We start from the raw sequence: 22,290 nt of genomic DNA, 5'->3' as shown, positions 1-22,290 counted from the left end.
CCTCAACCCTTGTGACAACTGTTAAAAACATAACAGATCGCGTTCAAGGAGCAATGAACCGCAACGAAGCCGCATAACTATGTTCCTCGTGCAGAAAGGCGAAGGAGTTCTGCCGCCGTCGTCGTCGCTCGCTTATGGTACCACCGGCACAGCTTGACCGCCGTTGCTCCACTTTTCTGACATATTGACGCAGATTCTTTGTCGTTACCTATACAATTTGCCAGAGAGACTACTTACATCTTTGGTGAAGGACAGACGACGAAAGGTGATCCTCACCTCATTGCAGACACAACTGTGTGCCTAAATTGCATCTACACAAGATAACAACAATTAGTGTCTTGCACAGTGGAGCGACTCACCTGACAGTGTAACGATACGGCATGCAATCCTCTGAGCGGAGGGGCGGCCCCTTCAGCTCAAGTTCCTTCGAACTTGCATGCGGCTGGAGGTTGGAAATGACAACGCAGGCATCTGACGTATTCAGTCTCTTCTCAGAGATCTACAGCAGCGAAAAGCAGGAAGAGATGAGCCTGCAAGAGTATCTGCTGGCCTGCCGCAACGATCCCAAGATGTTTGCCACCGCTTCCGAACGCATGGTCGATGCCATCGGCGAACCGACCCTGGTCGATACCAGTACCGACGAACGCCTCGGCCGCATCTATCTCAATCGCACGATCAAGATCTATCCGGCCTTTGCCGATTTCTACGGCATGGAAGATACGATCGAACGCATTGTCGGCTATTTCCGCTACGCCGCGCAGGGTCTGGAAGAGCGTAAGCAGATACTTTACCTGCTCGGTCCCGTTGGGGGTGGTAAGTCTTCACTTGCGGAACGGCTGAAGCAGTTGATGGAGCGACGCCCCATCTACACACTGAAGGCCGGCAATCAGATAAGCCCCATCTTCGAATCGCCGCTCGGCCTGTTCCAGCCTGACCGCATGGCTGGCCTGCTCGAAGACAAATACGGCATTGCCCGCAGACGCCTCAACGGCCTGATCTCCCCGTGGGCGGCGAAACGGCTCGACGAATTTGCCGGTGACATCTCCAAGTTCAGTGTCGTCAAGCTTGCTCCATCGCGGCTGCGCCAGATCGGCATCGCCAAGACCGAACCGGGCGACGAGAACAACCAGGATGTTTCTTCGCTCGTCGGCAAAGTCGATATCCGCCAGCTCGAGAATTTCAGCCAGGCCGATCCCGACGCTTACTCCTATAGCGGCGGCCTTAACCGGACCACGCAGGGAATGCTTGAATTCGTCGAAATGTTCAAGGCGCCGATCAAGGTCCTGCATCCGCTGCTGACGGCGACACAGGAAGGCAATTACAACGGCACCGAGAACTTCGGCGCCTTCCCGTTCCAAGGGATCATTCTTGCCCACTCGAACGAATCCGAATGGCTCCAGTTCAAGAACAACAAGAACAACGAGGCCTTCCTCGACCGCATGTCTGTCGTGAAGGTGCCCTATTGCGTGCGGGTGACGGAAGAAAAGCAGATCTACGAAAAGCTGCTGCGTGAGAGCGAACTCGTCAACAATCCCTGCGCACCGGAAGTGCTGGAAATTCTCAGCCGCTTTACGGTTTCAACCCGGCTTGCGGAGCACGAAAATTCCCCGCTCTACACCAAGATGCGTGTCTATGACGGCGAGAACCTGCGTGAATCCGATCCGAAGGCTAAATCGGTGCAAGAGTACCGTGACGCCGCAGGCGTCGATGAAGGCATGAATGGCATCAGCACGCGATTTGCCTTCAAGGTTCTCTCGGAAACGTTCAACTACGACACCAAGCAGGTTGCGGCTGACCCCGTCCACTTGATGTATGTGCTCGAACAATCGGTCAAGCGCGAGCAGTTCCCGCAGGAGATCGAATCCAGCTACCTCGATTTCATCAAATCCGAACTGGCATCCCGTTATGCTGAGTTCATCGGCCACGAGATACAGAAGGCCTATCTCGAATCCTATAGTGAATACGGCCAGAACCTCTTCGACCGTTATATCGCTTACGCCGATGCGTGGATCGAGGACCAGGACTACAAGGACCCCGATACCGGCCAAATTCTCAATCGAGGCATTCTCGATGGTGAGTTGTCGCAAATCGAAAAGCCGGCCGGTATCGCCAATCCCAAGGACTTCCGCAACGAGGTCGTGAAGTTCACCCTCCGCGCCAAGGCCAAAAATAATGGCCGCAACCCGTCCTGGACCAGCTACGAAAAGTTGCGCGAAGTCATCGAGAAGCGCATGTTTGGCCAGGTCGAGGATCTGCTGCCGGTCATCAGCTTCGGTTCGAAGAAGGATGGCGCCACCGAGAAGCAGCATACGGAGTTCGTCCAGCGCATGGTCGAGCGGGGTTATACGGAACGGCAGGTTCGCCGACTGGTGGATTGGTACATGCGCGTGAACAAGGCGGGGTGATCGCCGAAGAAAGGTGCTTGCATGCCGAGCTTCATCGATCGCCGCCTTAATCCCAAGGACAAGAGTCTGAGCAATCGCCAACGCTTTCTGCGCCGCGCGCGCGGAGAGCTGAAGCGCGTCGTCCATGAAAAGATAAAGTCGGGCAAGATCGTCGATGTGGATGCGGGCCACAGCGTCCCCTTTCCCCTGGACGGCACCAGCGAGCCAAGCTTTCAGGCGGATCGAAGCAGCGGCAGGCGCGAACACGTCCTGCCTGGCAATAAGGAATTCACCGCCGGTGACCGCCTCGCCAAACCCGGTCAGGGCGGCGGTACGGGTGCGGGCAAGGGCGCTGCATCCGAAGGCGACATGGAGGATGATTTCCAGTTCGTGCTGTCGCGCGAGGAAGTCCTCGATCTTTTCTTCGAAGACCTCGAGCTTCCGGACATGATCAAGTCCAGTCTCAAGGAGGCCGTTACCTTTCGCTCGCGCCGTGCTGGTTTTACCATTGCCGGCGCCCCGACCAACATCAATGTCGGGCGAACCATGCGCAACAGTTTTGGCCGCCGCATCGCACTGCAGCGCCCCAAGCTTGCTCAGGTCGAAGCAATCGCTAAGGAAATCGAGGAACTCGAAGCAAAGCACCCGAAGCCCGGCAGCGCTGCCTTCGACCGCCTTGCGAAAATGCGCAGCGAACTGGAACGTCTCGAGCGCCGGCGCAAAGTGGTTGGATATATCGACCCTGTTGATATTCGTTTCAATCGCTTCGAGCCGCAGCCCTTGCCGAATGCAAGCGCCGTGATGTTCTGCCTCATGGATGTTTCAGGTTCCATGGGCGAGCGCGAGAAGGATCTTGCGAAGCGCTTCTTCGTACTTCTCCACCTGTTTTTGAAACGGCGATACGAGCGCATCGACATCGTTTTCATCCGCCATACGCATCAGGCGCACGAAGTCGATGAAGAGACGTTCTTTCGCAGCACCCAAAGCGGCGGCACGGTCGTATCGACCGCGCTGGAGGAAATGCAGCGCATTATCCTTGAGCGCTATCCGAGCCAGGATTGGAACATATATGCCGCACAGGCTTCGGACGGAGACAACCTCGCGGGCGATTCCGAGCATTGCGTCAATCTGTTGAACAAGGAGATCATGAAGCTTTGCCAGTATTATGCCTATGTCGAGATTCTGGACGAACGCGAGAGCGCCATATTCCGCTCGACCGATAATGGCACCTCGCTGTGGCGTTCCTATCGACAGGTCGGGGAAAATTGGCGAAACTTCCAGATGACGCGAATAGCCAAGCCAGGCGACATCTACCCGGTGTTCCGCCAGCTCTTCGCCAAGCAACCATCTTCCGCCAAGAACGGCTGAGCGGGGTCATAGATGAGTAAGAGTGCGGGCGCTTCCGACCTTCTGTTCACCGGGTCCGACTGGACCTTCGATACATTGTCCCGGACCTATGACGCGATCAAAGAGGTCGCCCTCGATGATCTCGGGCTCGACTGCTACCCCAATCAGCTCGAAATCATTTCCTCCGAACAGATGCTGGATGCCTATTCGTCCAATGGCATGCCGCTCATCTACCAGCATTGGTCTTTCGGCAAGCATTTCGTCTACGAGGAATACCTCTACCGCAAGGGCCGGCGCGGCCTCGCCTATGAGATCGTCATCAATTCCAATCCATGCATCGCCTATCTGATGGAAGAAAACACGATGGCCTTGCAGGCATTGGTCATCGCCCATGCCTCCTTCGGCCACAACCATTTCTTCAAGAACAACTACCTCTTCCGGCAGTGGACCGACGCCAGCGCCATTCTCGACTATATGGAATTCGCCAAGGGCTATGTGTCGCGTTGCGAGGAACGATATGGGTTTGCGGCCGTCGAATCCATCCTCGACGCAGCGCATACCCTGATGGACCAGGCGGTTTTCCGCTACCGCCGTCCGCCCCGCATTTCCTCGGCCAAGGAACAGGCTCGCGTTCGCGAGCGCTTGGAGTATGAGGAAAAGATTTTCAGCGATCTTTGGCGGACCTTGCCGCAGCCACGGCAAAGCGAGGACACGACCGAGGCCGAGATGGAGGCGCAGGAGCGCAAGAAAGCCCTCAACCTGCCGGAAGAGAACCTTCTCTATTTTCTCGAGAAGAACAGCCTGATCCTCGAGCCATGGGAGCGCGAGATCCTGCGCATCGTCCGTGTCGTCGCCCAGTATTTCTATCCGCAGCGGCAGACCAAAGTGATGAATGAGGGCTGCGCAACGTTTGTCCACTACACGATCATGAACATGCTCTTTGACCGGGGAAAAATAAGCGAGGGCCACCTTCTGGAAATGCTTCACAGCCATTCCAATGTAGTGTTCCAGCCAGGGTTTGACGATCCGCGTTTTTCGGGACTCAACCCTTATGCGATCGGTTTCGCCATGATGCAGGATATCGAGCGCATCTGTACCAAACCGACGGCCGAGGACCGCGACTGGTTCCCTGAGTTTGCCGGCAATGGCGACTGGCGCGGCACCTTGCTCGACGCTTGGGCCAACCACCGGGATGAATCATTCCTGCTGCAATATTTGAGCCCTGCGCTCATCCGCAAGATGCGGCTGTTCGCTCTCGATGATGAATCGAAGGAAAAGCACTACCAGGTCGCGTCTATCCATAACGAACGGGGCTATGAGAAAATTCGCAGCTCCCTCGCCCGCAGCTATGATATCGGCATGAACCAGCCCAACATCCAGGTCGTCGATGTCGATCTGCTCGGCAATCGCCACCTTCGGCTACAGCATACGGCTCGCGACGGCATCGTGCTAAGCGAAAGCACCAGGGATGCAACCTTGCGCCATGTTCGTCGCCTGTGGGGCTATGACGTCAGTCTCGTCGGCGTCGATGCCGAATTCGGCAACGTCCTATACGAAACATCGACGGACAAGTTCGCCGGATAGCGATTCAGGTCGAGAGGCGGTGCTCGCGGCGGTCACTCTCCGTGACGTTTGCAAGGTCAATCGCCATTTGCAGCCTGGCGGCGTGGCGAAAGGACGGCTCGAGGGTCAAGCCGATAGCCACGGCCTCGACGAAGCGCTGATAGTTCGTCTGAACCGGATCGACGTTGATCTCCCTCCACGTTGCGGTCTCAATATCGACGTCAAGGCAAACAAGAAGCCTGGATCCGTCGTGGCGATGAAGCACTTCGAGCGATCCCTTGTCGCCATAAACGCGCAGCCGCAGTTCATTCACATGACCTGTCGCCCAGCGGCTGGAATGCACCACGCCGAGGGCGCCGTTCTTGAAGCTCACGCTCATGGTGAAGCTGTCATTGGCGTCGAGTTCATATTCGCCGATACGATTGCCCTCGGCTTTGTCGAATGCTTTTAGCCGGCAAAACACTTCGTCGATTTCGGTGTCCGTTGCATAAACCACGAAATCAAGGATGTGGACGCCGACGTCCCCCAGGGTGCCGTTAGAGCCATGGTTCTTCGACAGGCGCCATAGCCACTGGCTTTCCGTGCGCCAGTCGCCCCATTGCTTCGAGACCAGCCAGCTTTGCAGATATGACGCCTCGACATGCTTGACCGTGCCGATCCGGCCGCTCGTGACCAATTTGCGCGCCGCCTGCAACTGGGCAACGTTGCGATAGGTCAGGTTGACCATGCCGACGAGATTGGCGGATTCGGCCTTCTCCGCCATCTCCATCGCATCCACGGAATTCGTGGCGAGCGGCTTTTCGCAAAAGACGTGCTTGCCGGCGGCGAGGCATTGCAGGGTCGTCGAATAATGCGCGCTGTCGGGCGTAACATTTGCAACCGCATCGAAGTCGCCCCAGGCAAGTGCGTCTGCCAGCGAGGTGAACGCCTTTTCGATACCGTATTTCGCGCGAAACGCCTCGGCGCGCGCGGGATCGACATCCACGGCGCCTGCAAGCGTCACCGTCTCGATCTCGGCGAAACTGCGCGCATGTGCGTTAGCCATCTGGCCGGTACCCAAGATCAAAAGACGCATCGACCCACTTGCCCCTGATGCCAATCCAGCGATGTCAGCGAAAGCCTTCCTCGCCTTCCGCATGCACGCTGCCGCCCCGCGCCTCGATCGGCTCGAGCGCCTTCTCGACCGGCACATTCGGCGCGGTTGTTATAGTGGGATAACGGTCAGGATTATAGGCCCAGTTCACGGCGTTACGCAGAACAAGTCCAACCGTCTCGTAGTGGTAGGTCGGGTAGGTCTCATGACCTGGCCGGAAATAGAACACATTGCCCGCGCCCCTGCGATAGGTCAGGCCCGAACGAAAGACTTCGCCGCCCTGGAACCACGATACGAACACCGTCTCGAGCGGTTCGGGCACGGAAAACGGTTCGCCATACATCTCCTCATTCTCGATCTCGAAATAGGCAGGAAGCCCCCGCGCAATGGGATGACCAGGATTGACGACCCAGAGCCGCTCACGTTCGCCGGCCTCGCGCCAATTGAGGGCACAAGGCGAACCCATCAAACGCTTGAATATTTTCGAGAAGTGGCCGGAGTGGAGAACGATCAGCCCCATGCCTTCCCATACGCGCTTCGCTACCCTTTCGACGATATCATCGCCAACATCGCCATGGGCTTCGTGCCCCCACCAAACCAGCACGTCGGTTTCCCCGAGCGCCCTTTCGGTCAGCCCATGCTCAGGCTCTTGCAAGGTCGTTGTCTTGACGGAAATTTTTTCGTCCGCAGCAAGGAGTTTTGCTATCTGCGTGTGCATGCCTTCGGGGTAAATCCCGGCAACGGTCTTGTTCGTCTGTTCATGAACGTTTTCGCCCCAGACGAGTGTTCGGATAGCCATGTCTCTATTCCTGTTTCTCGGATACGATCGGGAGGGTACGCGCCCAGTATGACGCTCAGAAGGCGATGCCTTCAACCAGACCAATGATCAACGCATTGGTCTGGTTCCATATTCTTCAGAAACAGGATGCATGGAAACCCCCTCCAACGAACGAAGGGGAGTTCCGTTGTTAGCGGATCGGCGGGGCGTACATCAGGCCGCCGGCGTTCCACAGGGCATTGATGCCGCGATCAATCTTGAGCGGGCTGCCCTTGCCGAGACTGCGCTCGAACATCTCGCCGTAATTACCGGTCGCAGCGACGATGTTATAGACCCACTTCTGGTCGAGACCCATGGATTCGCCGGTATTGCCTTCCGCACCAAGGAAGCGGCGAACTTCGGGATTGTCGGATTCCAACTGCGCCGCGACGTTATCCTTGGTGACGCCGAGTTCCTCAGCATTGATCAGAGCAAACAAGGTCCACCGGACTATGCCGAACCAACGGTCGTCGCCCTGTCGGACGGCCGGTCCCAGCGGCTCCTTGGAGATGATCTCCGGCAATACCAGCGATGAATCCGGATCCGTCAGGACAAGACGCTGCGCATAGAGCGCGGAGGCGTCGGTTGTATAGACGTCGCAGCGATCCGTATTGAATGCGGCAATCGTCTGATCGGCCTTCTCGAACGAGATGATGTCGTACTTGATGTTGTTCGCCTTGAAGAAATCAGCGGCGTTCATTTCGGTGGTTGTGCCGGTTTCGGTGCATAGCGTCGCGCCGGAGAGTTCCTTCGCGCTCTTTACGCCGACGGATTTCTTCACCATGAAGCCCTGGCCGTCATAATAGATCGTCCCGACGAAGCGCATGCCCATGCCGGTATCGCGCGACTGCGTCCACGTCGTCTGGCGCGACAGGAGATCGACTTCACCTGATTGGAGAGCCGCAAATCGCGCCTTCGTCGAAAGCGGCACATAGGTCACCTTGCTAGAATCGCCGAGGACGGCCGCCGCCACGGCCTTGCAGAAATCGACGTCGAAGCCCGTCCAGACGCCTTTGTCGTCGGCGTTGGAAAAGCCGAGCACGCCTTCGCTTACGCCGCAATTGAGCTTGCCACGCTCCTTGATCGTGGCGAGCGTATCGGCCGACGCGGGCGACGCCGCGAACGCTGCCGATGCCAGCAGCAGTGCAATAACGGATGTCAGTTTCATTGTGTTCTCCCTCGTTTTGACAGGCAAAGCCTGTCCGTGCCGCCGGACACATGTCCGAAGACCCATTGGTTTCGATGCTTGAGATTTACCGGCGTCGCCTGCTGGAGACTGTGCCGGGCCTTGCGCCTGTTATGCCTCGGCCATGACCGCCGCGAAGGTCTCCTCCATGACCTCGATCAGCAGATCCGCATTGGCGCGGTTGAAAATCATCGGGGGACGCAGTTTCAGCACGTTGTCGTGCGGTCCCTCGGTTCCCATCAACACGCCCCGCTCCCTTGCCCCGTTATTGATCTTGCGGGCAATCTCCGTGGCCGGTTGCTTGGTCTTGCGATCGGTGACGAGTTCGATGCCGAGGAACAGACCCTGGCCGCGAACGTCGCCGATCACTTCAAAACGCGCCTGCATCGCCCTGAAACGCTCCAGCAGATAGCTGCCAATCGAGAGCGCGTTGCCGCGCAGATCGTCACGCTCGATTACATCGAGCACGGCAAGCCCGACCGCGCAGGAAACGGGATTGCCACCGAACGTATTGAAATATTCCATCCCGTTATTGAACGAGGCAGCCACTTCGCGGGTCGTCACCACGGCTGCCATCGGATGGCCGTTTCCGATCGGCTTGCCCATGGTGACGATGTCGGGCACGACGCCTTGCGTCTCGAAGGCCCACCAATGGCTCCCAACGCGCCCGAACCCGACCTGCACCTCATCTGCAGCGCAAATTCCACCGGCGGCGCGCACCATGGCATAGACTTCCCTGAGGTAACCTTCGGGCAGGAAGACCTGTCCCGCCACGCTGGGGATCGACTCGGCCAGGAAGACGCCCGGTCCCTTCCCGGCCTTGCGCATCGACGCAATCTGCTCGGCAACGCTCTCGGCATACCGCTCCGCGATCTCATCCGCCGGCCAATCGGCTGGCGCGCGGTAGGTGTCAGGTATAGTCGCTTCATAGACGTGCGACTTCCGGCCCTTGCCGCCTTTCCGCTTATATTTGTAGGGGCTGAGATCGATAAGCTCCTGGGTCGTGCCGTGGTACGCCCAATCGAGCACGATCGCCTCCTCGCGGCCCGTATGGGCGCGCATCATCCGCAACATCAGGCTGTTGGCCTCGCTGCCGCTGCAGGCGAAGGTTGCCACGCACAAGTCAGCCGGAAGGGTCGCTGTCAGTCGCTCTGCGTAATCCACGATGTTGTCGTGGAGATAGCGCGTGTTCGTATTCAGAATTCCGGCCTGTGTGCGCAATGCCTCCACGACATCGGGATGGGCATGGCCGAGATGGCAGACATTGTTGAAGCAGTCGAGATACGCCCTGCCGCGATCATCGATCAGCCAGGCGCCCTCCCCGCGGACAAATTTGATCGGCTCGGCATAGGAAATGGAAAGGTTGGGCAGAAGGATGGACTTGCGCGCGGCAACGATCTCGCTGCGGCTCCGCCCTGACTGCTCGAACGTCTCCGGCGGCAATCCGGCAAAGGCTGCGGCATTGGTGAAAAGCTCGGCCCAGACGGGGAGAAATGCCGGCTCGCCGACACCCAGGATCTGCATCGCCGCCAACTGCGTGTCGACCGATAGCTGGAGATGCAGATGGGGCACCCAACCGCCATTTTCCGAAGGAGCACCCATCTCCCCGATCAGGTCGCCGGCGGCGAGTTTTTCGCCAGGACGCAAACGCCGGACTGCCTCATGCGCGAGGTGCCCCCAGAGCGTCGCGAATGGCGGACAGCCTTCCGGCCGGTGTTCTAGCTTGACCAGACAGCCATAACCGAGGGGGTCGTCTTCGATCATCACTTCGCTGACGATGGCGTCGATCGGGGTAAAGAGCTTCGTCCCGGCAGGCATGAAGAGATCGAGGCCGAGGTGCCGGGTGCGCCGTGTTCCTGCAATGAAGCGCGACTCGAACATTGTGCCGGTATAGACCGAGCGCTCCTCCCCCCAGGGACCGATGCCGAGCGCAATCTTCTGGTCGCCAGCATAGGCATCCCACCACTCGGTTGCCTTCTCGGGCTCCTTTCCAGCCGAAAGCACGGTCATCGGGTTTTGTGGATCGCCATATGGCACGATGCCCTTGGCGAGCCGCGCCGGATGCGTCGCAAGAATCGACCGGAAGGACTTGTTATTGTCCTCTATCCAACGCACGATTGCTTTTGCGCCAGGGAATGCGTCGTAGCCGCAGGCCTGTCGCAGGATTGCGGTGGCAAGGCCCGGGTTCATCAGGTCGAGCCGCCTTAGCAAGTTCCAGGCAGGTGCCTCGCTCACTTGCAGATACGGATTTTCGGCGGTCTTGTCGCTGCGCTGTGCCGACATGGTTACGCTGATGACGAGCCGCATTACAATCAGGTCGAAGAGCAAGTCGACTTCCTGCTCCAGAAGCGGGTAACCCGCGTTGAAACCCGCAACAATCGACGCCGCAGCTCCGATCGGATCCTCGACCTCCAGAATGGAGTAGGCACAGGCAACTGCGACCTCCGCAATCAGCACGCTGTGCAGCGCGTCACCGAAATCGATGAGGCCGGCGATGCGAGTGGGGTCGGAGGCGTCGACCAGCACATTCCAGTCATTGGCATCATTGTGAATGACGGCAGCGCGCAAGGCAGGCAGGCGCGGGGCGACATCACGGTCGAAGCGGTCGAGCCAGCGTTCCAGTAAGGCGCGATCGCCTGCGTCGTTGACATATTGCACGCGCTGCCGCGACAACCCCGCCGCCCGAATATCCCAATCGAAGGTTCGCAGGGCCCCGGCGTGGATGAAGCCTTGCATTGCCCGGTTCAACTCGCCGAGAACTTTGCCGAGATTGCCAAGCGTTGCCGGCATTCGCTCCATTGTCGCGAGTGGTTCGCCGATCTGCCAGGACACCATGCGAACGGCGTGATGCTCGCCGCTCGGCCCTTCGACGCTTGCGAGCGCCAGACCGGTCAAGGTGCGGCGCAGCCGGGGTACGGCGAGTTCGCAGGCGTGCTTCTCAAGGTGCTCAAGCAATGCCGTTTGAAAATCGCTCTGATCACGCGGCTCGCTGGCGTTGACGATCTTCAGGATGAAGGAATGACCCTCGTTCGCATCGATCTTAAAATTCTGGTCCCGCTCGCTGGCAAGCGGGCTGATCCGGCCTTCGATACCGAAGTGCTCACGAGCGATTGTGAGGGCTTCCGCGTCCGAGAACGACGGTGCCGGATGAGACAGATCAATCATGCGCAGGCTCCATTTTCTTCAAGCTTGGCATGGGCCAAAAAATGGGGCATCCGTTAATCCGCCGGTTTGATCGTCGTTTTGACGGCCCTGACCGGCATTTGGTCGGCGAGGATGAAAGTGCAATGAAAGAGCTTGATGACAAGGACCGCGCGATCCTGAGCATTCTTTCGCGCGATGCCAAAATTCCCATCAAGACTCTCGCCGGCGAGATCGGTCTTTCGCGCAGCGCGACGAGCGAAAGGATACTCTTTCTCGAAAAGTCAGGTGTTATTCGCGGCTATCGCGCCGATATCGGCCAGCTGAACGAAGGGCTGATTTGCGCCTTCCTGCTCATCAGCCTGGTTCGCACGCCCTCGCTCGGCGTCCTCGACCGCCTTGCCGCCTATCCTGAAGTTAGGCGTGTTTCGTCGGTCAGCGGCCAGCTTGACCTCATCGTCGAAATTGAAGTGCCATCGATCAATCACCTCAACATAATTCGCGATAGGGTCGCGACGATGGATCAGGTCGACGATGTAACGACGTCGATCATCCTGCGGCGGGACATCGACCGAGGCGACGCCAGCCTCGCACTTTAGCTGTTGCCGACTTGACGGCGGGCTGCCGCGACCTATGCTGCTATGGATCGGCGGATCGCCAGCACTCTGGGAGGAGAGCATGGGAAGACTGCATGAGGGCTTGCACGCGGAACACATCCAAACGGCGCTTGCCGGCGATGCTGCGGCACAGTCAGCACTTGTAGCATCGTGGGGACGGTCCATGCGCCTCTACGGTCTCAACCCGGAGGAACATACGCCGCCGAACGTTTTGACCGACCGCGAACTATCGGAAGCGCGCGAGCGGCTCGGTTCGTTGATCGACACGGCGTCCGGAACACTCGATCGCCTCTATACTGCCGTCGGCGGTGCGGGTTGCTGCGTTCTCCTCGCCGACAAGGAGGGCGTGCCAGTCGATCGTCGCGGCTATGCCGGTGACGATACGACGTTCTACAAGATCGGGCTTTGGACGGGAGCCGTGTGGAGCGAAGAAAGCGAAGGCACGAACGGGATTGGAACCGCCATCGCCGAGCAACGATCGCTGACCATCCACCGCGACCAGCATTTTCGCAGCCGCAACACCGCCCTTTCCTGCACTGTCGCGCCCATCTTCGATCATCGCGGTCGCTTGATGGCAGTGATCGATGTCTCGTCGGCGCGGTCCGATCTCACGGAAGACTTCGTCAGGCTTATTGCCATGGCGGTCGTCGATGCGGCGCGCCGTGTCGAGGCCGAGAATTTCCGTCTCGCTTTCCCCAAGGCGCGCATCGTCATGGCTGGTGACAATATTGCGGGCGATCGCGTCGTCAATGCGCTAATTGCCGTCGACCAGGACGATCTCGTCATCGGCGCGTCACGGTCCGCACGCCACGTCTTCGGCTTGACCGATGAAAGCCTCAGCGGTCCGCTGCCGGCCGCCAATCTCCTTGGCCAGGAGATCGATCCAGAACGCGGTTTCGCCTCGGCAGAGCGCAGCGTCATTCGCCGCGCCCTAAGCAATGCAGGCGGCAATGTCTCCCTTGCGGCCGGGATGCTTGGCATGAGCCGCGCCACGCTGCACCGGAAGCTCAAGCGCCTCGGACTCAATTAGCCCGGGCAATTGTCTCAGATCTGCGACACTCGCACTGTCATGTTGCCAGCACCCGGCTGACATGGCGCGCTTTCTCGCCGATGCTCCAACCCTGCCGCAGGAGGCGGTATTTAACGCGCGAGCCCGTCAAACCGGCTCGGGTCGGGGAGGAAATCACATGAACAAGGTAGAGTTCAACCGCACAGCCACGCCGAAATTCAAGTCGCGATACGGCAACTTCATCGGCGGTAAATTCGTCGAGCCGAGGTCCGGAAAATATTTCGAGAATACGTCGCCTGTAAACGGCCAGGTAATTTGCGAAATCGCCCGCTCTGACGCCAGCGATGTCGAAGCAGCACTCGATGCGGCGCATGCCGCCAAGGAGGCCTGGGGTCGTACCAGCGCGGCCGAGCGCAGCGTCATCCTCAACAAGATCGCCCAGGTGATGGAAGACAACCTCGACATCCTGGCCGAAGCCGAAACCTGGGACAACGGCAAGCCCATTCGCGAAACGACCGCAGCCGATCTGCCACTGGCGATCGACCATCTGCGCTATTTCGCCGGTGCCATACGCGCGCAGGAGGGTGGTATTTCCGAGATCGACCACGACACGGTCGCCTATCATTTCCACGAACCCCTTGGCGTCGTCGGCCAGATCATTCCGTGGAACTTCCCGCTTCTCATGGCGATCTGGAAGCTTGCTCCCGCGCTCGCTGCGGGCAACTGCGTCGTGCTGAAGCCTGCTGAACAGACACCCGCATCGATCCTCGTTTTCGCCGAATTGGTTGGCGACCTTCTGCCGCCAGGCGTCCTCAATATCGTCAACGGCTTCGGCCTTGAGGCAGGCAAGCCCCTCGCCTCCAGCCCGCGCATCGCCAAGATCGCATTTACCGGCGAGACGACGACTGGCCGCCTGATCATGCAATATGCAAGCCAGAACCTCATTCCGGTCACACTCGAACTCGGCGGCAAATCACCCAACATCTTCTTCAAGGATGTCACGGCCGAGGATGACGATTTCTTCGACAAGGCGATCGAAGGTTTCGTCATGTTCGCGCTCAATCAGGGCGAGGTTTGCACATGCCCGAGCCGCGCCCTCGTTCACGAAGCAATTTATGACAAGTTCATGGAGCGTGCGTTGAAGCGCGTCGAGGCTATCGTCCAGGGCGACCCGCTCGATCCAGCGACCATGATCGGCGCGCAGGCCTCCAGCGAACAACTCGAGAAGATTCTTTCGTACATGGACATCGGCAGGCAGGAAGGCGCCGAAGTCCTGATCGGTGGCGGCCGCAACGAACTTCCAGGCGATCTTGCCGGCGGCTACTATGTCAAGCCGACGGTGTTCAAGGGTCACAACCGCATGCGCATCTTCCAGGAAGAGATCTTCGGTCCAGTGGTTTCCGTGACCACCTTCAAGGATAATGACGAGGCCCTGTCGATTGCCAATGACACGCTCTACGGTCTCGGCGCCGGGATCTGGAGCCGCGACGCCAATACCTGCTATCGCTTTGGCCGCGCCATCCAGGCCGGACGCGTGTGGACCAATTGTTACCACGCCTATCCGGCGCATGCCGCGTTCGGCGGGTACAAGCAGTCGGGCATCGGCCGGGAAAATCATCTGAAGATGCTTGACCACTACCAGCAGACGAAGAACATGCTTGTGAGCTATAGTCCAAAGAAACTCGGCTTCTTCTGACCGGTTGGATCATTGATGGCGCTGGGAAGGCTGGCGCCATCAATTTCACTTGGAGGCCCCCATGGAAGAAAAAGTCACCGCCACCCCTGCTGCGCTCGAATTGATTTCGACCCTGCAATCAGAATACGGGCCGATCCTCTTTCACCAGTCCGGCGGCTGCTGCGACGGTTCTTCGCCCATGTGCTATGCGCAAGGCGATTTCATTATCGGTGACCAGGACGTCAAGCTTGGCGAGATCGGCGGCGCGCCGGTCTACATCAGCGCCTCCCAGTACGATGTCTGGAAACACACCGACCTGATCATCGACGTCGTTCCGGGACGGGGCGGCATGTTCTCGCTCGACAATGGCCGTGAAGTGCGGTTCCTCACGCGTTCCACGATCTGTGCCGTTGGCGACGACGAGTGACCTCGGCTTCGCTGCCCCGGAGGCCAAACGCGTCCACACGTTAATCCTCTGTTTAGGTTAATGTTTTTGCCGAAGCGGAAGACAACACGACGTTTACTTCCGCTCGTTCGGCGCAACCCTATGTTCGCTCGCCATGCCTGGCTGTCATAAATCCAGCCCTCGTCATGTGGTCACCAGTTGAACGTGGCTGCCATTGGCTCGCAGCTGAGCAAGGAGCATCGGCCAGACCGAAAACTCCTCGCGTGCCGCCTTGTCCGTCAGGGAACGTAGATAACCGCCAGCCGAGTTGATATGGTCTGCCCTTTCGAGGATGCATGCTACGACAATCGCCGCATTTTCCTGGCCCAGTATATCGCAAGCTTCCTCATAGGCCGAAGGACTCACCCCAAGCATCGAGCGCACGACCACGGCCGCGCCCATCAGATCCTGCCAGCTTGAAATACCGTCGCGCCCATAGGCGGCAATGCTCGGGCATGCCTGGCGAACCAATGCAAGCGGGATAGGCCTGTAGGCCTGCGCAGTTTCTGGCGTCTGCGCGCTTCTGGCCATCTTGTCTGATACCGACTGCTTTGTCTCTGTCATGCTTCCCGTTTGATCCACAACTTTTGCCCCCTGGTCTTTTCTAAAGCCGGGTTCAAGATCAGAAGTGGATTGGGTGTTTGAATTTTGTTTGTGGCGCTCAGTATGAGACTCTTTGGCGCTCATATTCTCAGAATTCAACTGCTTCTCCAGGGTATTAGACACTTCCATGTGGATGCATTCCAGACCGTCCACAGCGGGCTCCAGATCGTGGATGGTCGCTTGCCGCGGAATCCCGTCAATGACACTGCGAAACCGCCTGTTCTGCGCGCTCCAGTCAAGATCGGGCAAAGTCTCGAAGCCGAGTTCAATGAGTTTGACGATATCGCGCCGCAGCAGCGTTACGCGCTCCTTCATCAGTTTCAGCTGAAGCCGTTCGCTTCTCACCTGTTCAGCCATTCTTCCGAGTTCCTCGGCCCGCGCGACCAAGGGAGCCAGCGAGAAGCCGAATGCTTCACCACCCTCCCCTCCCCGCGCCTTGCGTGCGAAGCGCTTGCCGTTGGGACTGTCCCTGCGGAAAATGAGCCCTGCCTCGATCAGGGCAGCGAGGTGGCGACGCAATGTGGCGGGGGCCATTCCATGCGCCCGCAACGACAGCTGCGCGTTCGACGGGAAGACAACAAGCCCGTTTGCTTCGCTTAGCTCCGCCTGTGGATAGAACGTCAGTAGAGCGTTCAGTACCACCAGTGCGCGGTCTGATATTCCTACCAGCGCCCTCGCCTCGCACAGGCTCCGGAACAGCTTCCATTTGTCGATCGACGTTGCCGGATCTATCTCCTGGGCCTGGCGTTGGGTTGCCAACATGCCAAGCGATAGCGACCGCCGCCCAAAGGGCGTCGTGAATGCATTCCCCGTCTGCATTGCCTCTTACCTTTCTAAAGGCAAAAGAAATCCGCTCGCCAGAACGACGTCAAAATATCTTGACACTGATTCGGGGAAATGCGATTCTCGATCCTGCTAGAGATATGAGAGAAGCCTTCCGAGACAGCGATGTTGAGGTGGGCTTTTTTCTTTTGCGCGTTAATCTCCTGATTTATTGACGGTTTCCGATTGTTGGAAGTCGCGATAAAGCTCCTCCAGCCTGTCGGTAATGTAGGATCCGAAGCGCGAAGCGTTTTTGGCTTTGAGCGCCAGGGTAAACGCCTTGCCGTTGTCCGTGATATCGACGCGGAGCGACTTGTCCGTGGGCGCCCATATCTTCGGGCGCGACGCAGCGGCCTTCGCGGGACGCTTGTTGGCCTTGCTTAATAAATCGAACAGTTGCGCAAAGCGCGCGTCGCCGGTCTCGGCTTCAAGTTCACCCGACGCGACCAGTACCTTCGCCTTCGCCGCATTGCCTGGCACTTCCAAAAGCTTCGAAAGCTGCCACCACCGATCCCGTCCCGTCGCCTTCGCAGCACCGATTGCGAGAATGATATCTTCCGGGATGTGGGCGCCGACAGACTGCATCTTCGAGAACGTCGTCGCATCGATCGCCAATGCGGACCTGATGATGGACTGATCGTAGCCGAGATCGCCCAGCCGCTTTGCAAACAGTGCGCGCTCAATGAAGGAGAGGTTCGAACGCGCCGCATTCTCCTGGCCCTGTGCGATCACATGGTCCTGGTCCTCGAGCGCCTTCACGACGGCGCGGACTTGCCGGCCGAGATGCTTCGCTACCTTGACGCGGCGGTGACCGAAGACAACCTGGTAGCGTCCGGCAACCGCTGGGTGCGGCCGCACAAGAATGGGGGAGTCCTGCCCCCTCTCCCGCACCGCGGTCAGCAGTTCTTGAAACGCCTCGTCGTCCTCGTCGATACGGTCGGCAATAAACGATCCATCGACGAGATCGGGATCAAGTTCGACGACGCTTCCCTTGGCGAGTTCCTCGAAGGAGCTCTTGATCGAGCGCGACGCACCACTCACCACATAATTCAGGGCATTGTTGCGCTCGGTCTTGACCGGCGCCGGGTTCATGACACTGCTGAAAATATCCTTACGGGCCATCTATCTGCTCCCGCTAAGCTGTAAGCAATTGATCCTGCGTTTCAATTTCGCTTTTTTTACTGCGGTAAACCCCTCACGCATGGTCAGCGTCCCCACGCCCGGTGAATGAGCGTTGCGATCTCGGCGTTGACCGCGTCCAGCGATTCGATTGCGCGTTCATAGGTTGATCGCGTGAAGCTGTTCTTCTCGACCTCATAGAGGGTCTGCTTTGTCAGCCCGGCATCGGAGATTGCCGTGGATTTCAGCATCGGATTGGAAAGGATCTCCTCGGCCAGCATCGATTGCATGAAGCCGACCATCTGGGCCTGCGGAATGTCCGTCGGCTCGTAGCGCGTGATCAGGTAGCGGAACCAGTCGAGCTGGACCTTCGCCCCGGCCTGCTTCACCGTCTTCAGGATCCCGCCGAGCATCAACAGGAACTGCGACATCGACATGAGGTCGAGCATCTGCGGATGAACGGTAATAAGAACGGACGTCGCCGCCGACATGGCTGTCAGCGTCAGATAGCCAAGCTGCGGCGGGCAATCGACCACGACAACGTCGTAGCGGTTGTCCACCTCTTCGAGCGCCTTGCCGATACGGGTGAAGAACTGACGACCTTCAAGCGAGGAGCGGTCCTGCATTGCTAGCGGGGTGTCGTATTCATATTCCTGCAGTTCGAGATTTGCCGGGATGATGTCGAGCCCGGGAAAGTTGGTCGGCAGGATGACCTCGGAGATCGGCTTGCGCTCATCGTCGTAACGAATGGATTCGTAGAGCGACAAATTGCGATCGAGTTCGGGTTGAAAGCCATGCAGAGCCGACAATGAGGCTTGCGGATCAAGATCGATCGCAAGAACCCGGTGTCCGGTCAGTGCGAGGTATTGGGCAAGATGCGCAGCGGTCGTCGTCTTGCCGGATCCGCCCTTGAAATTGACCACGGCGATGACTTGCAGCTTGTCGCCCGGTTTGCGGTGTGGCACGTATTTCTTCACTTCGGTGCGGCCGTTGCGATCGAGATAGTGCCGCAATTCCATCATCTGCTCGGCCGTATAGGAACGGCGACCGGACGCTGCCTGTGCGGGTACCGGGCCCTTGCCTTCGAGGTGCAGGCGCTTCAGATTGTTCTGGGTGACGCCGAGATAATGGGCGACCTCGGCCATCGAAAAGGAGCGCAATGTCTTCTTCGCATTCGGAGGAAACTTTTCCATCCGAAGTTGGTCCAGCCGGCGGGAGATCTCCGCCCCTTGATCGAGGATTTTGTCGTCGAACTCGAACTTGGGCAGAGGCATTGCGATGTTCATCTGAATCGAAACCTCTAATAGCGCTTTTTCAAAGCAAACGCTTTACGAAGCGCCATTAAGCTCCGATTCGTGTGATCCGGCAAGAATTTTTGGGTTAACAAAAGGTTAACAGGTTTTTGCCTGTGGAAGAGCCGGCAAATCCGTGAGGGCGTCAGTCGCTCTAAACCAGATTTGCCATCACATGAACGCCGGCTCTAGGTGATTGATTCAACGCAAGGAATCAATCCAATTTACCGCAGTAAACTCACGTGTAGAACAAAGCTGTGATCATTTGCGCTGATCGGTGCCGTCCTTGCGTGTCGCATCGTCCTCTACGAGTTCGTACCACATCGCATTGAGGACGGCGAAGGCCGCAGCGAATGGCAATCCGAGAAGCCAGGAGAAATACCACATGATTCGATCCTTTCGATCAGTAGGCGTGGCCGCTTTTGTCGTCGACGGAATTGGCATCTACCTTGCCCCAAAGCACGTGGTAGACCCAGCTTGTGTAGGCGACGATCAGCGGGATGAAGATCGCGGTCACGACAAGCATGATGAACAGCGTGAGATGGCTCGAAGATGCATCCCAAACCGTCAGGCTCGACCGTGGATCCAGCGAGGAGGGAAGGATGAACGGGAACATCGACACCCCAACGCTTGCGATCATTCCAAAGATAGACAGGGCGCTGACGAGTAGCGTTGCTATTTCCGCCCGCGCGCGGAAGCCGTAAAAGGCCAGGGCAGCGCCGGCAAGCCCCAGTATGGGGGCGATGAGCAGCACGGGATAGGCGCCATAATTAGTAAACCAGCCAGCTGGCGCCTCTGCCACCGTTTTCATGAGCGGGTTTGACGGGCCGTGAGGATCGATCGCGCTCGTGATGACGTAGCCATCGATGCCCAGCCAAAGAATGATACCGGCCAGAGCGTAAAGGACGAGCGTTACGAGTGCCGCGAGCGCGCCATAGCTGCGGGCGCGTTCGGCGATCGGGCCGTCGGTCTTCAGCATCAGATAGGCGCTCCCATGCATGATGAGCATGACGACCGAAAGCACGCCGCACAGCAAGGCGAACGGATTGAGGAGGCCGAAGAACGTACCTTCGTAAAAGACGCGAAGGTCGTTGTTGAAGCGGAACGGAACGCCCTGGAGGACATTGCCCACCGCAACACCGAAGATAAGCGACGGCACAAACCCGCCGATGAAAAGAGCAATATCCCAGCCGCTGCGCCAGCGGTCGCTATCGCGCTTCGAACGGTATTTGAAGGCAACCGGCCGCAAGATCAATGCCGCGAGGATTGCGAACATCGCGAGATAGAAGCCCGAGAAGGAAACCGCGTAAAGCGGCGGCCATGCGGCGAAGATAGCGCCGCCGCCAAGAATGAGCCAGACCTGGTTGCCTTCCCAGGTTGGGCCGATGACATTTATCGCAATACGCCGCTCCGTCTCGGTCTTGGCGACGAAGGGCAGGAGCGTGCCGATCCCGAGGTCGAAGCCGTCGGTAATCGCAAAGCCGATGAGAAGAACGCCCAGCAGGACCCACCAGATAAGGCGCAGGAGCTCATAGTCGATAAATTGGTGCAATATCATGTTGGCTTACTCCGCTGGCACGATGTGCGGGGAAATGAGTTCGGCTTCCGGCTCGGTGTCGGGGTCGGGGCCCTTCTGGATAGCGCGCAGCATCAGGCCCATCTCGATGAAGATCAGAACCGTATAGATCACCACGAAGCCGCAAATGGTGAGGAGCACCGTCGATGCACCGAGGCTGGAGACCGCCGCGGCTGTCGGAAGAACGCCCTCGATGATCCAGGGCTGACGACCGGATTCGGCGACCACCCAGCCGAGTTCGGCGGCGATCCAGGGGAGGGGGATCGCAAACACGGCAACCCGCAACAGCCATGGATAAGCGTCAATCTTGCGGCGAACGGACAGAATGAAGAAGGTCGTCGTCAGGATAATGAAGAAGATGCCGAGCCCGACCATGATGCGGAACGACCAGAACAGTCTCGGGACGTTGGGAACCGTATCCCAGGCCGCCTTGTCGATCTGTTCGGGTGTGGCAAGGCGCGGATCGTCGACATAGCGCTTCAACAGCAGGGCGTAGCCGAGATCGGCGCCATTCGCCTCGAAAGCATCGCGCACCTCGGCGGAAACAGCCGTCGTGCTGCCGACCTCTCTTATTTTCTGCAAGGCGTCATAGGCGATGATGCCTTCCTTGATACGCAAACGGGCGTGTTCGACAAGTTCCTCGATGCCGGGGATTGGCGTCGTCAGCGACCTTGTACCGATCAACCCCATGACCCACGGGACGCGCACGGCAAAATGCGTTTCCCGCGATTCCTGGTCGGGGAAGCCGAAAACGGTGAAAGCGGCGGGCGCAGGTTCCGTCTCCCACATCGCTTCGATCGAGGCGAGCTTCATCTTTTGGTGCTCAGTCGACAGATAACCGCTCTCGTCACCAAGAACGACGACCGATAAGGCGGAGGCGAGACCGAACGAGGCGGCGACGGTCATCGAACGCTTGGCGAGTGCAATGTGGCGTCCCTTCAAGGCGTACCATGCCGACACGCCGAGCACGAAAAGCGATGCTGTGACATAACCCGCCGAAACGGTGTGAACGAACTTCGCCTGCGCGACAGGATTGAACAAAACTGCATAGAAATCAGATACTTCCATTCGCATTGTCTGCGGATTGAAGGTCGCGCCAACGGGATTCTGCATCCAACCATTGGCGATGAGAATCCACAGCGCCGAAAAGTTGGAACCGGCGGCAACGCACCAAGTCGCGACGAGGTGGCCGACCTTGGATAGCTTGTCCCATCCGAAGAAGAACAGGCCGACGAATGTCGCTTCGAGGAAGAAGGCCATGAGCCCCTCGATCGCGAGCGGTGCGCCGAAGATATCGCCGACATAGTGGCTGTAATAACTCCAGTTCATACCGAACTGGAATTCCATCACGATGCCGGTCGCGACGCCGATGGCGAAATTAATACCGAACAGGGTACCCCAGAATTTGGTCATCTGGCGCCATATGACGCGGCCGGTCATGACGTAGACCGTTTCCATGATCGCCAGGAGTATTGAAAGTCCAAGCGTCAGCGGGACAAAGAGAAAGTGATATAACGCCGTTATCGCAAATTGCAGGCGCGAAAGCGCCACGATATCGAGTTCCATTGCATCTAGTCGGGCCTAACCCGACCCCCCTGTTG

Annotated in this window: 17 protein-coding genes; 7 read left to right on the top strand and 10 right to left on the bottom strand. The window is 58.4% G+C overall.

The window, feature by feature from the left end; all coding sequences use genetic code 11:
- Positions 1–455: 455 nt before the first annotated feature.
- From AC1DNI_RS19930 to AC1DNI_RS19920, 3 genes are read left to right on the top strand one after another with little or no spacing between them, the layout of a single operon-like run.
- Entirely contained in the window at positions 456–2,405 is a 1,950-nt protein-coding gene (locus tag AC1DNI_RS19930) for a PrkA family serine protein kinase (RefSeq protein ID WP_027232938.1), read from the top strand.
- Between the two features lie 21 nt (positions 2,406–2,426).
- Positions 2,427–3,752, top strand: coding sequence for a YeaH/YhbH family protein (locus AC1DNI_RS19925; RefSeq protein WP_027232939.1), 1,326 nt, complete (start codon positions 2,427–2,429; stop codon positions 3,750–3,752).
- A 12-nt stretch (positions 3,753–3,764) separates the two neighbouring features.
- Positions 3,765–5,315, top strand: a complete 1,551-nt coding sequence (locus AC1DNI_RS19920; protein WP_113280390.1) for a SpoVR family protein — start codon at positions 3,765–3,767, stop codon at positions 5,313–5,315.
- A 4-nt stretch (positions 5,316–5,319) separates the two neighbouring features.
- Here AC1DNI_RS19920 and AC1DNI_RS19915 read toward each other — a convergent pair whose 3' ends face one another.
- The 4 genes from AC1DNI_RS19915 to AC1DNI_RS19900 all read right to left on the bottom strand — a co-directional run bounded on the left by AC1DNI_RS19915 (position 5,320) and on the right by AC1DNI_RS19900 (position 11,555).
- Entirely contained in the window at positions 5,320–6,369 is a 1,050-nt protein-coding gene (locus tag AC1DNI_RS19915; RefSeq protein WP_477693133.1) for a Gfo/Idh/MocA family protein, read from the bottom strand.
- Between the two features lie 34 nt (positions 6,370–6,403).
- Positions 6,404–7,186, bottom strand: coding sequence for a ThuA domain-containing protein (locus tag AC1DNI_RS19910; RefSeq protein WP_477693132.1), 783 nt, complete (start codon positions 7,184–7,186; stop codon positions 6,404–6,406).
- 169 nt (positions 7,187–7,355) lie between these two features.
- A complete protein-coding gene (locus AC1DNI_RS19905; RefSeq protein WP_477693131.1) occupies positions 7,356–8,372 on the bottom strand; it encodes an amino acid ABC transporter substrate-binding protein in 1,017 nt (338 codons plus the stop codon).
- A gap of 129 nt (positions 8,373–8,501) precedes the next feature.
- Positions 8,502–11,555, bottom strand: a complete 3,054-nt coding sequence (locus tag AC1DNI_RS19900; protein ID WP_477693130.1) for an aminotransferase class III-fold pyridoxal phosphate-dependent enzyme — start codon at positions 11,553–11,555, stop codon at positions 8,502–8,504.
- Positions 11,556–11,677: 122 nt separating this feature from the next.
- Between AC1DNI_RS19900 and AC1DNI_RS19895 the strand changes: the two genes are divergently transcribed.
- The 4 genes from AC1DNI_RS19895 (at position 11,678) to AC1DNI_RS19880 (ending at position 15,259) form a co-directional block, all read left to right on the top strand.
- Complete coding sequence (locus AC1DNI_RS19895; protein WP_027232945.1) at positions 11,678–12,130, top strand: Lrp/AsnC family transcriptional regulator; 453 nt, start codon at positions 11,678–11,680, stop codon at positions 12,128–12,130.
- A 79-nt stretch (positions 12,131–12,209) separates the two neighbouring features.
- Positions 12,210–13,178 carry a GAF domain-containing protein gene (locus AC1DNI_RS19890; protein ID WP_477693129.1) on the top strand — a complete coding sequence of 323 codons (969 nt, stop codon included), beginning with the start codon at positions 12,210–12,212 and terminating at the stop codon, positions 13,176–13,178.
- A gap of 157 nt (positions 13,179–13,335) precedes the next feature.
- Complete coding sequence (gene adh / locus AC1DNI_RS19885) at positions 13,336–14,853, top strand: aldehyde dehydrogenase (protein ID WP_477693128.1); 1,518 nt, start codon at positions 13,336–13,338, stop codon at positions 14,851–14,853.
- A gap of 61 nt (positions 14,854–14,914) precedes the next feature.
- On the top strand, positions 14,915–15,259 hold the full coding sequence (locus AC1DNI_RS19880) for a DUF779 domain-containing protein (protein WP_477693127.1): 345 nt from the start codon (positions 14,915–14,917) through the stop codon (positions 15,257–15,259).
- 162 nt (positions 15,260–15,421) lie between these two features.
- Here the strand turns inward: AC1DNI_RS19880 and repC are convergent, their stop codons facing one another.
- From repC to AC1DNI_RS19850, 6 genes are all read right to left on the bottom strand, one after another.
- Positions 15,422–16,699: a plasmid replication protein RepC gene (gene repC, locus AC1DNI_RS19875; RefSeq protein WP_477693126.1), complete on the bottom strand. Its 1,278-nt coding sequence runs from the start codon at positions 16,697–16,699 to the stop codon at positions 15,422–15,424.
- Positions 16,700–16,858: 159 nt separating this feature from the next.
- Positions 16,859–17,824 carry a plasmid partitioning protein RepB gene (gene repB / locus AC1DNI_RS19870; protein ID WP_477693125.1) on the bottom strand — a complete coding sequence of 322 codons (966 nt, stop codon included), beginning with the start codon at positions 17,822–17,824 and terminating at the stop codon, positions 16,859–16,861.
- Between the two features lie 83 nt (positions 17,825–17,907).
- Positions 17,908–19,107, bottom strand: a complete 1,200-nt coding sequence (gene repA / locus AC1DNI_RS19865) for a plasmid partitioning protein RepA (protein ID WP_477693124.1) — start codon at positions 19,105–19,107, stop codon at positions 17,908–17,910.
- A 267-nt stretch (positions 19,108–19,374) separates the two neighbouring features.
- Complete coding sequence (gene cydX / locus AC1DNI_RS19860) at positions 19,375–19,500, bottom strand: cytochrome bd-I oxidase subunit CydX (protein WP_091924596.1); 126 nt, start codon at positions 19,498–19,500, stop codon at positions 19,375–19,377.
- A gap of 16 nt (positions 19,501–19,516) precedes the next feature.
- Positions 19,517–20,671: a cytochrome d ubiquinol oxidase subunit II gene (gene cydB / locus AC1DNI_RS19855; RefSeq protein ID WP_477693123.1), complete on the bottom strand. Its 1,155-nt coding sequence runs from the start codon at positions 20,669–20,671 to the stop codon at positions 19,517–19,519.
- Positions 20,672–20,677: 6 nt separating this feature from the next.
- A complete protein-coding gene (locus AC1DNI_RS19850; protein ID WP_477693122.1) occupies positions 20,678–22,255 on the bottom strand; it encodes a cytochrome ubiquinol oxidase subunit I in 1,578 nt (525 codons plus the stop codon).
- Positions 22,256–22,290 lie beyond the last annotated feature (35 nt).

The organism is Phyllobacterium sp. 01N428 (assembly GCF_056399405.1).
The sequence above is the reverse complement of the archived record's forward strand: the minus strand, read 5'-3'. Positions and strand labels throughout refer to the sequence as shown.

Bases quoted from the DNA above. Each gene is read 5' to 3' on its own strand.
- AC1DNI_RS19930 (WP_027232938.1), top strand. From the start codon at position 456: ATGACAACGCAGGCATCTGACGTATTCAGTCTCTTCTCAGAGATCTAC.
- AC1DNI_RS19925 (WP_027232939.1), top strand. From the start codon at position 2,427: ATGCCGAGCTTCATCGATCGCCGCCTTAATCCCAAGGACAAGAGTCTG.
- AC1DNI_RS19920 (WP_113280390.1), top strand. From the start codon at position 3,765: ATGAGTAAGAGTGCGGGCGCTTCCGACCTTCTGTTCACCGGGTCCGAC.
- AC1DNI_RS19915 (WP_477693133.1), bottom strand. From the start codon at position 6,369: ATGCGTCTTTTGATCTTGGGTACCGGCCAGATGGCTAACGCACATGCG.
- AC1DNI_RS19910 (WP_477693132.1), bottom strand. From the start codon at position 7,186: ATGGCTATCCGAACACTCGTCTGGGGCGAAAACGTTCATGAACAGACG.
- AC1DNI_RS19905 (WP_477693131.1), bottom strand. From the start codon at position 8,372: ATGAAACTGACATCCGTTATTGCACTGCTGCTGGCATCGGCAGCGTTC.
- AC1DNI_RS19900 (WP_477693130.1), bottom strand. From the start codon at position 11,555: ATGATTGATCTGTCTCATCCGGCACCGTCGTTCTCGGACGCGGAAGCC.
- AC1DNI_RS19895 (WP_027232945.1), top strand. From the start codon at position 11,678: ATGAAAGAGCTTGATGACAAGGACCGCGCGATCCTGAGCATTCTTTCG.
- AC1DNI_RS19890 (WP_477693129.1), top strand. From the start codon at position 12,210: ATGGGAAGACTGCATGAGGGCTTGCACGCGGAACACATCCAAACGGCG.
- adh (WP_477693128.1), top strand. From the start codon at position 13,336: ATGAACAAGGTAGAGTTCAACCGCACAGCCACGCCGAAATTCAAGTCG.
- AC1DNI_RS19880 (WP_477693127.1), top strand. From the start codon at position 14,915: ATGGAAGAAAAAGTCACCGCCACCCCTGCTGCGCTCGAATTGATTTCG.
- repC (WP_477693126.1), bottom strand. From the start codon at position 16,699: ATGCAGACGGGGAATGCATTCACGACGCCCTTTGGGCGGCGGTCGCTA.
- repB (WP_477693125.1), bottom strand. From the start codon at position 17,824: ATGGCCCGTAAGGATATTTTCAGCAGTGTCATGAACCCGGCGCCGGTC.
- repA (WP_477693124.1), bottom strand. From the start codon at position 19,107: ATGAACATCGCAATGCCTCTGCCCAAGTTCGAGTTCGACGACAAAATC.
- cydX (WP_091924596.1), bottom strand. From the start codon at position 19,500: ATGTGGTATTTCTCCTGGCTTCTCGGATTGCCATTCGCTGCGGCCTTC.
- cydB (WP_477693123.1), bottom strand. From the start codon at position 20,671: ATGATATTGCACCAATTTATCGACTATGAGCTCCTGCGCCTTATCTGG.
- AC1DNI_RS19850 (WP_477693122.1), bottom strand. From the start codon at position 22,255: ATGGAACTCGATATCGTGGCGCTTTCGCGCCTGCAATTTGCGATAACG.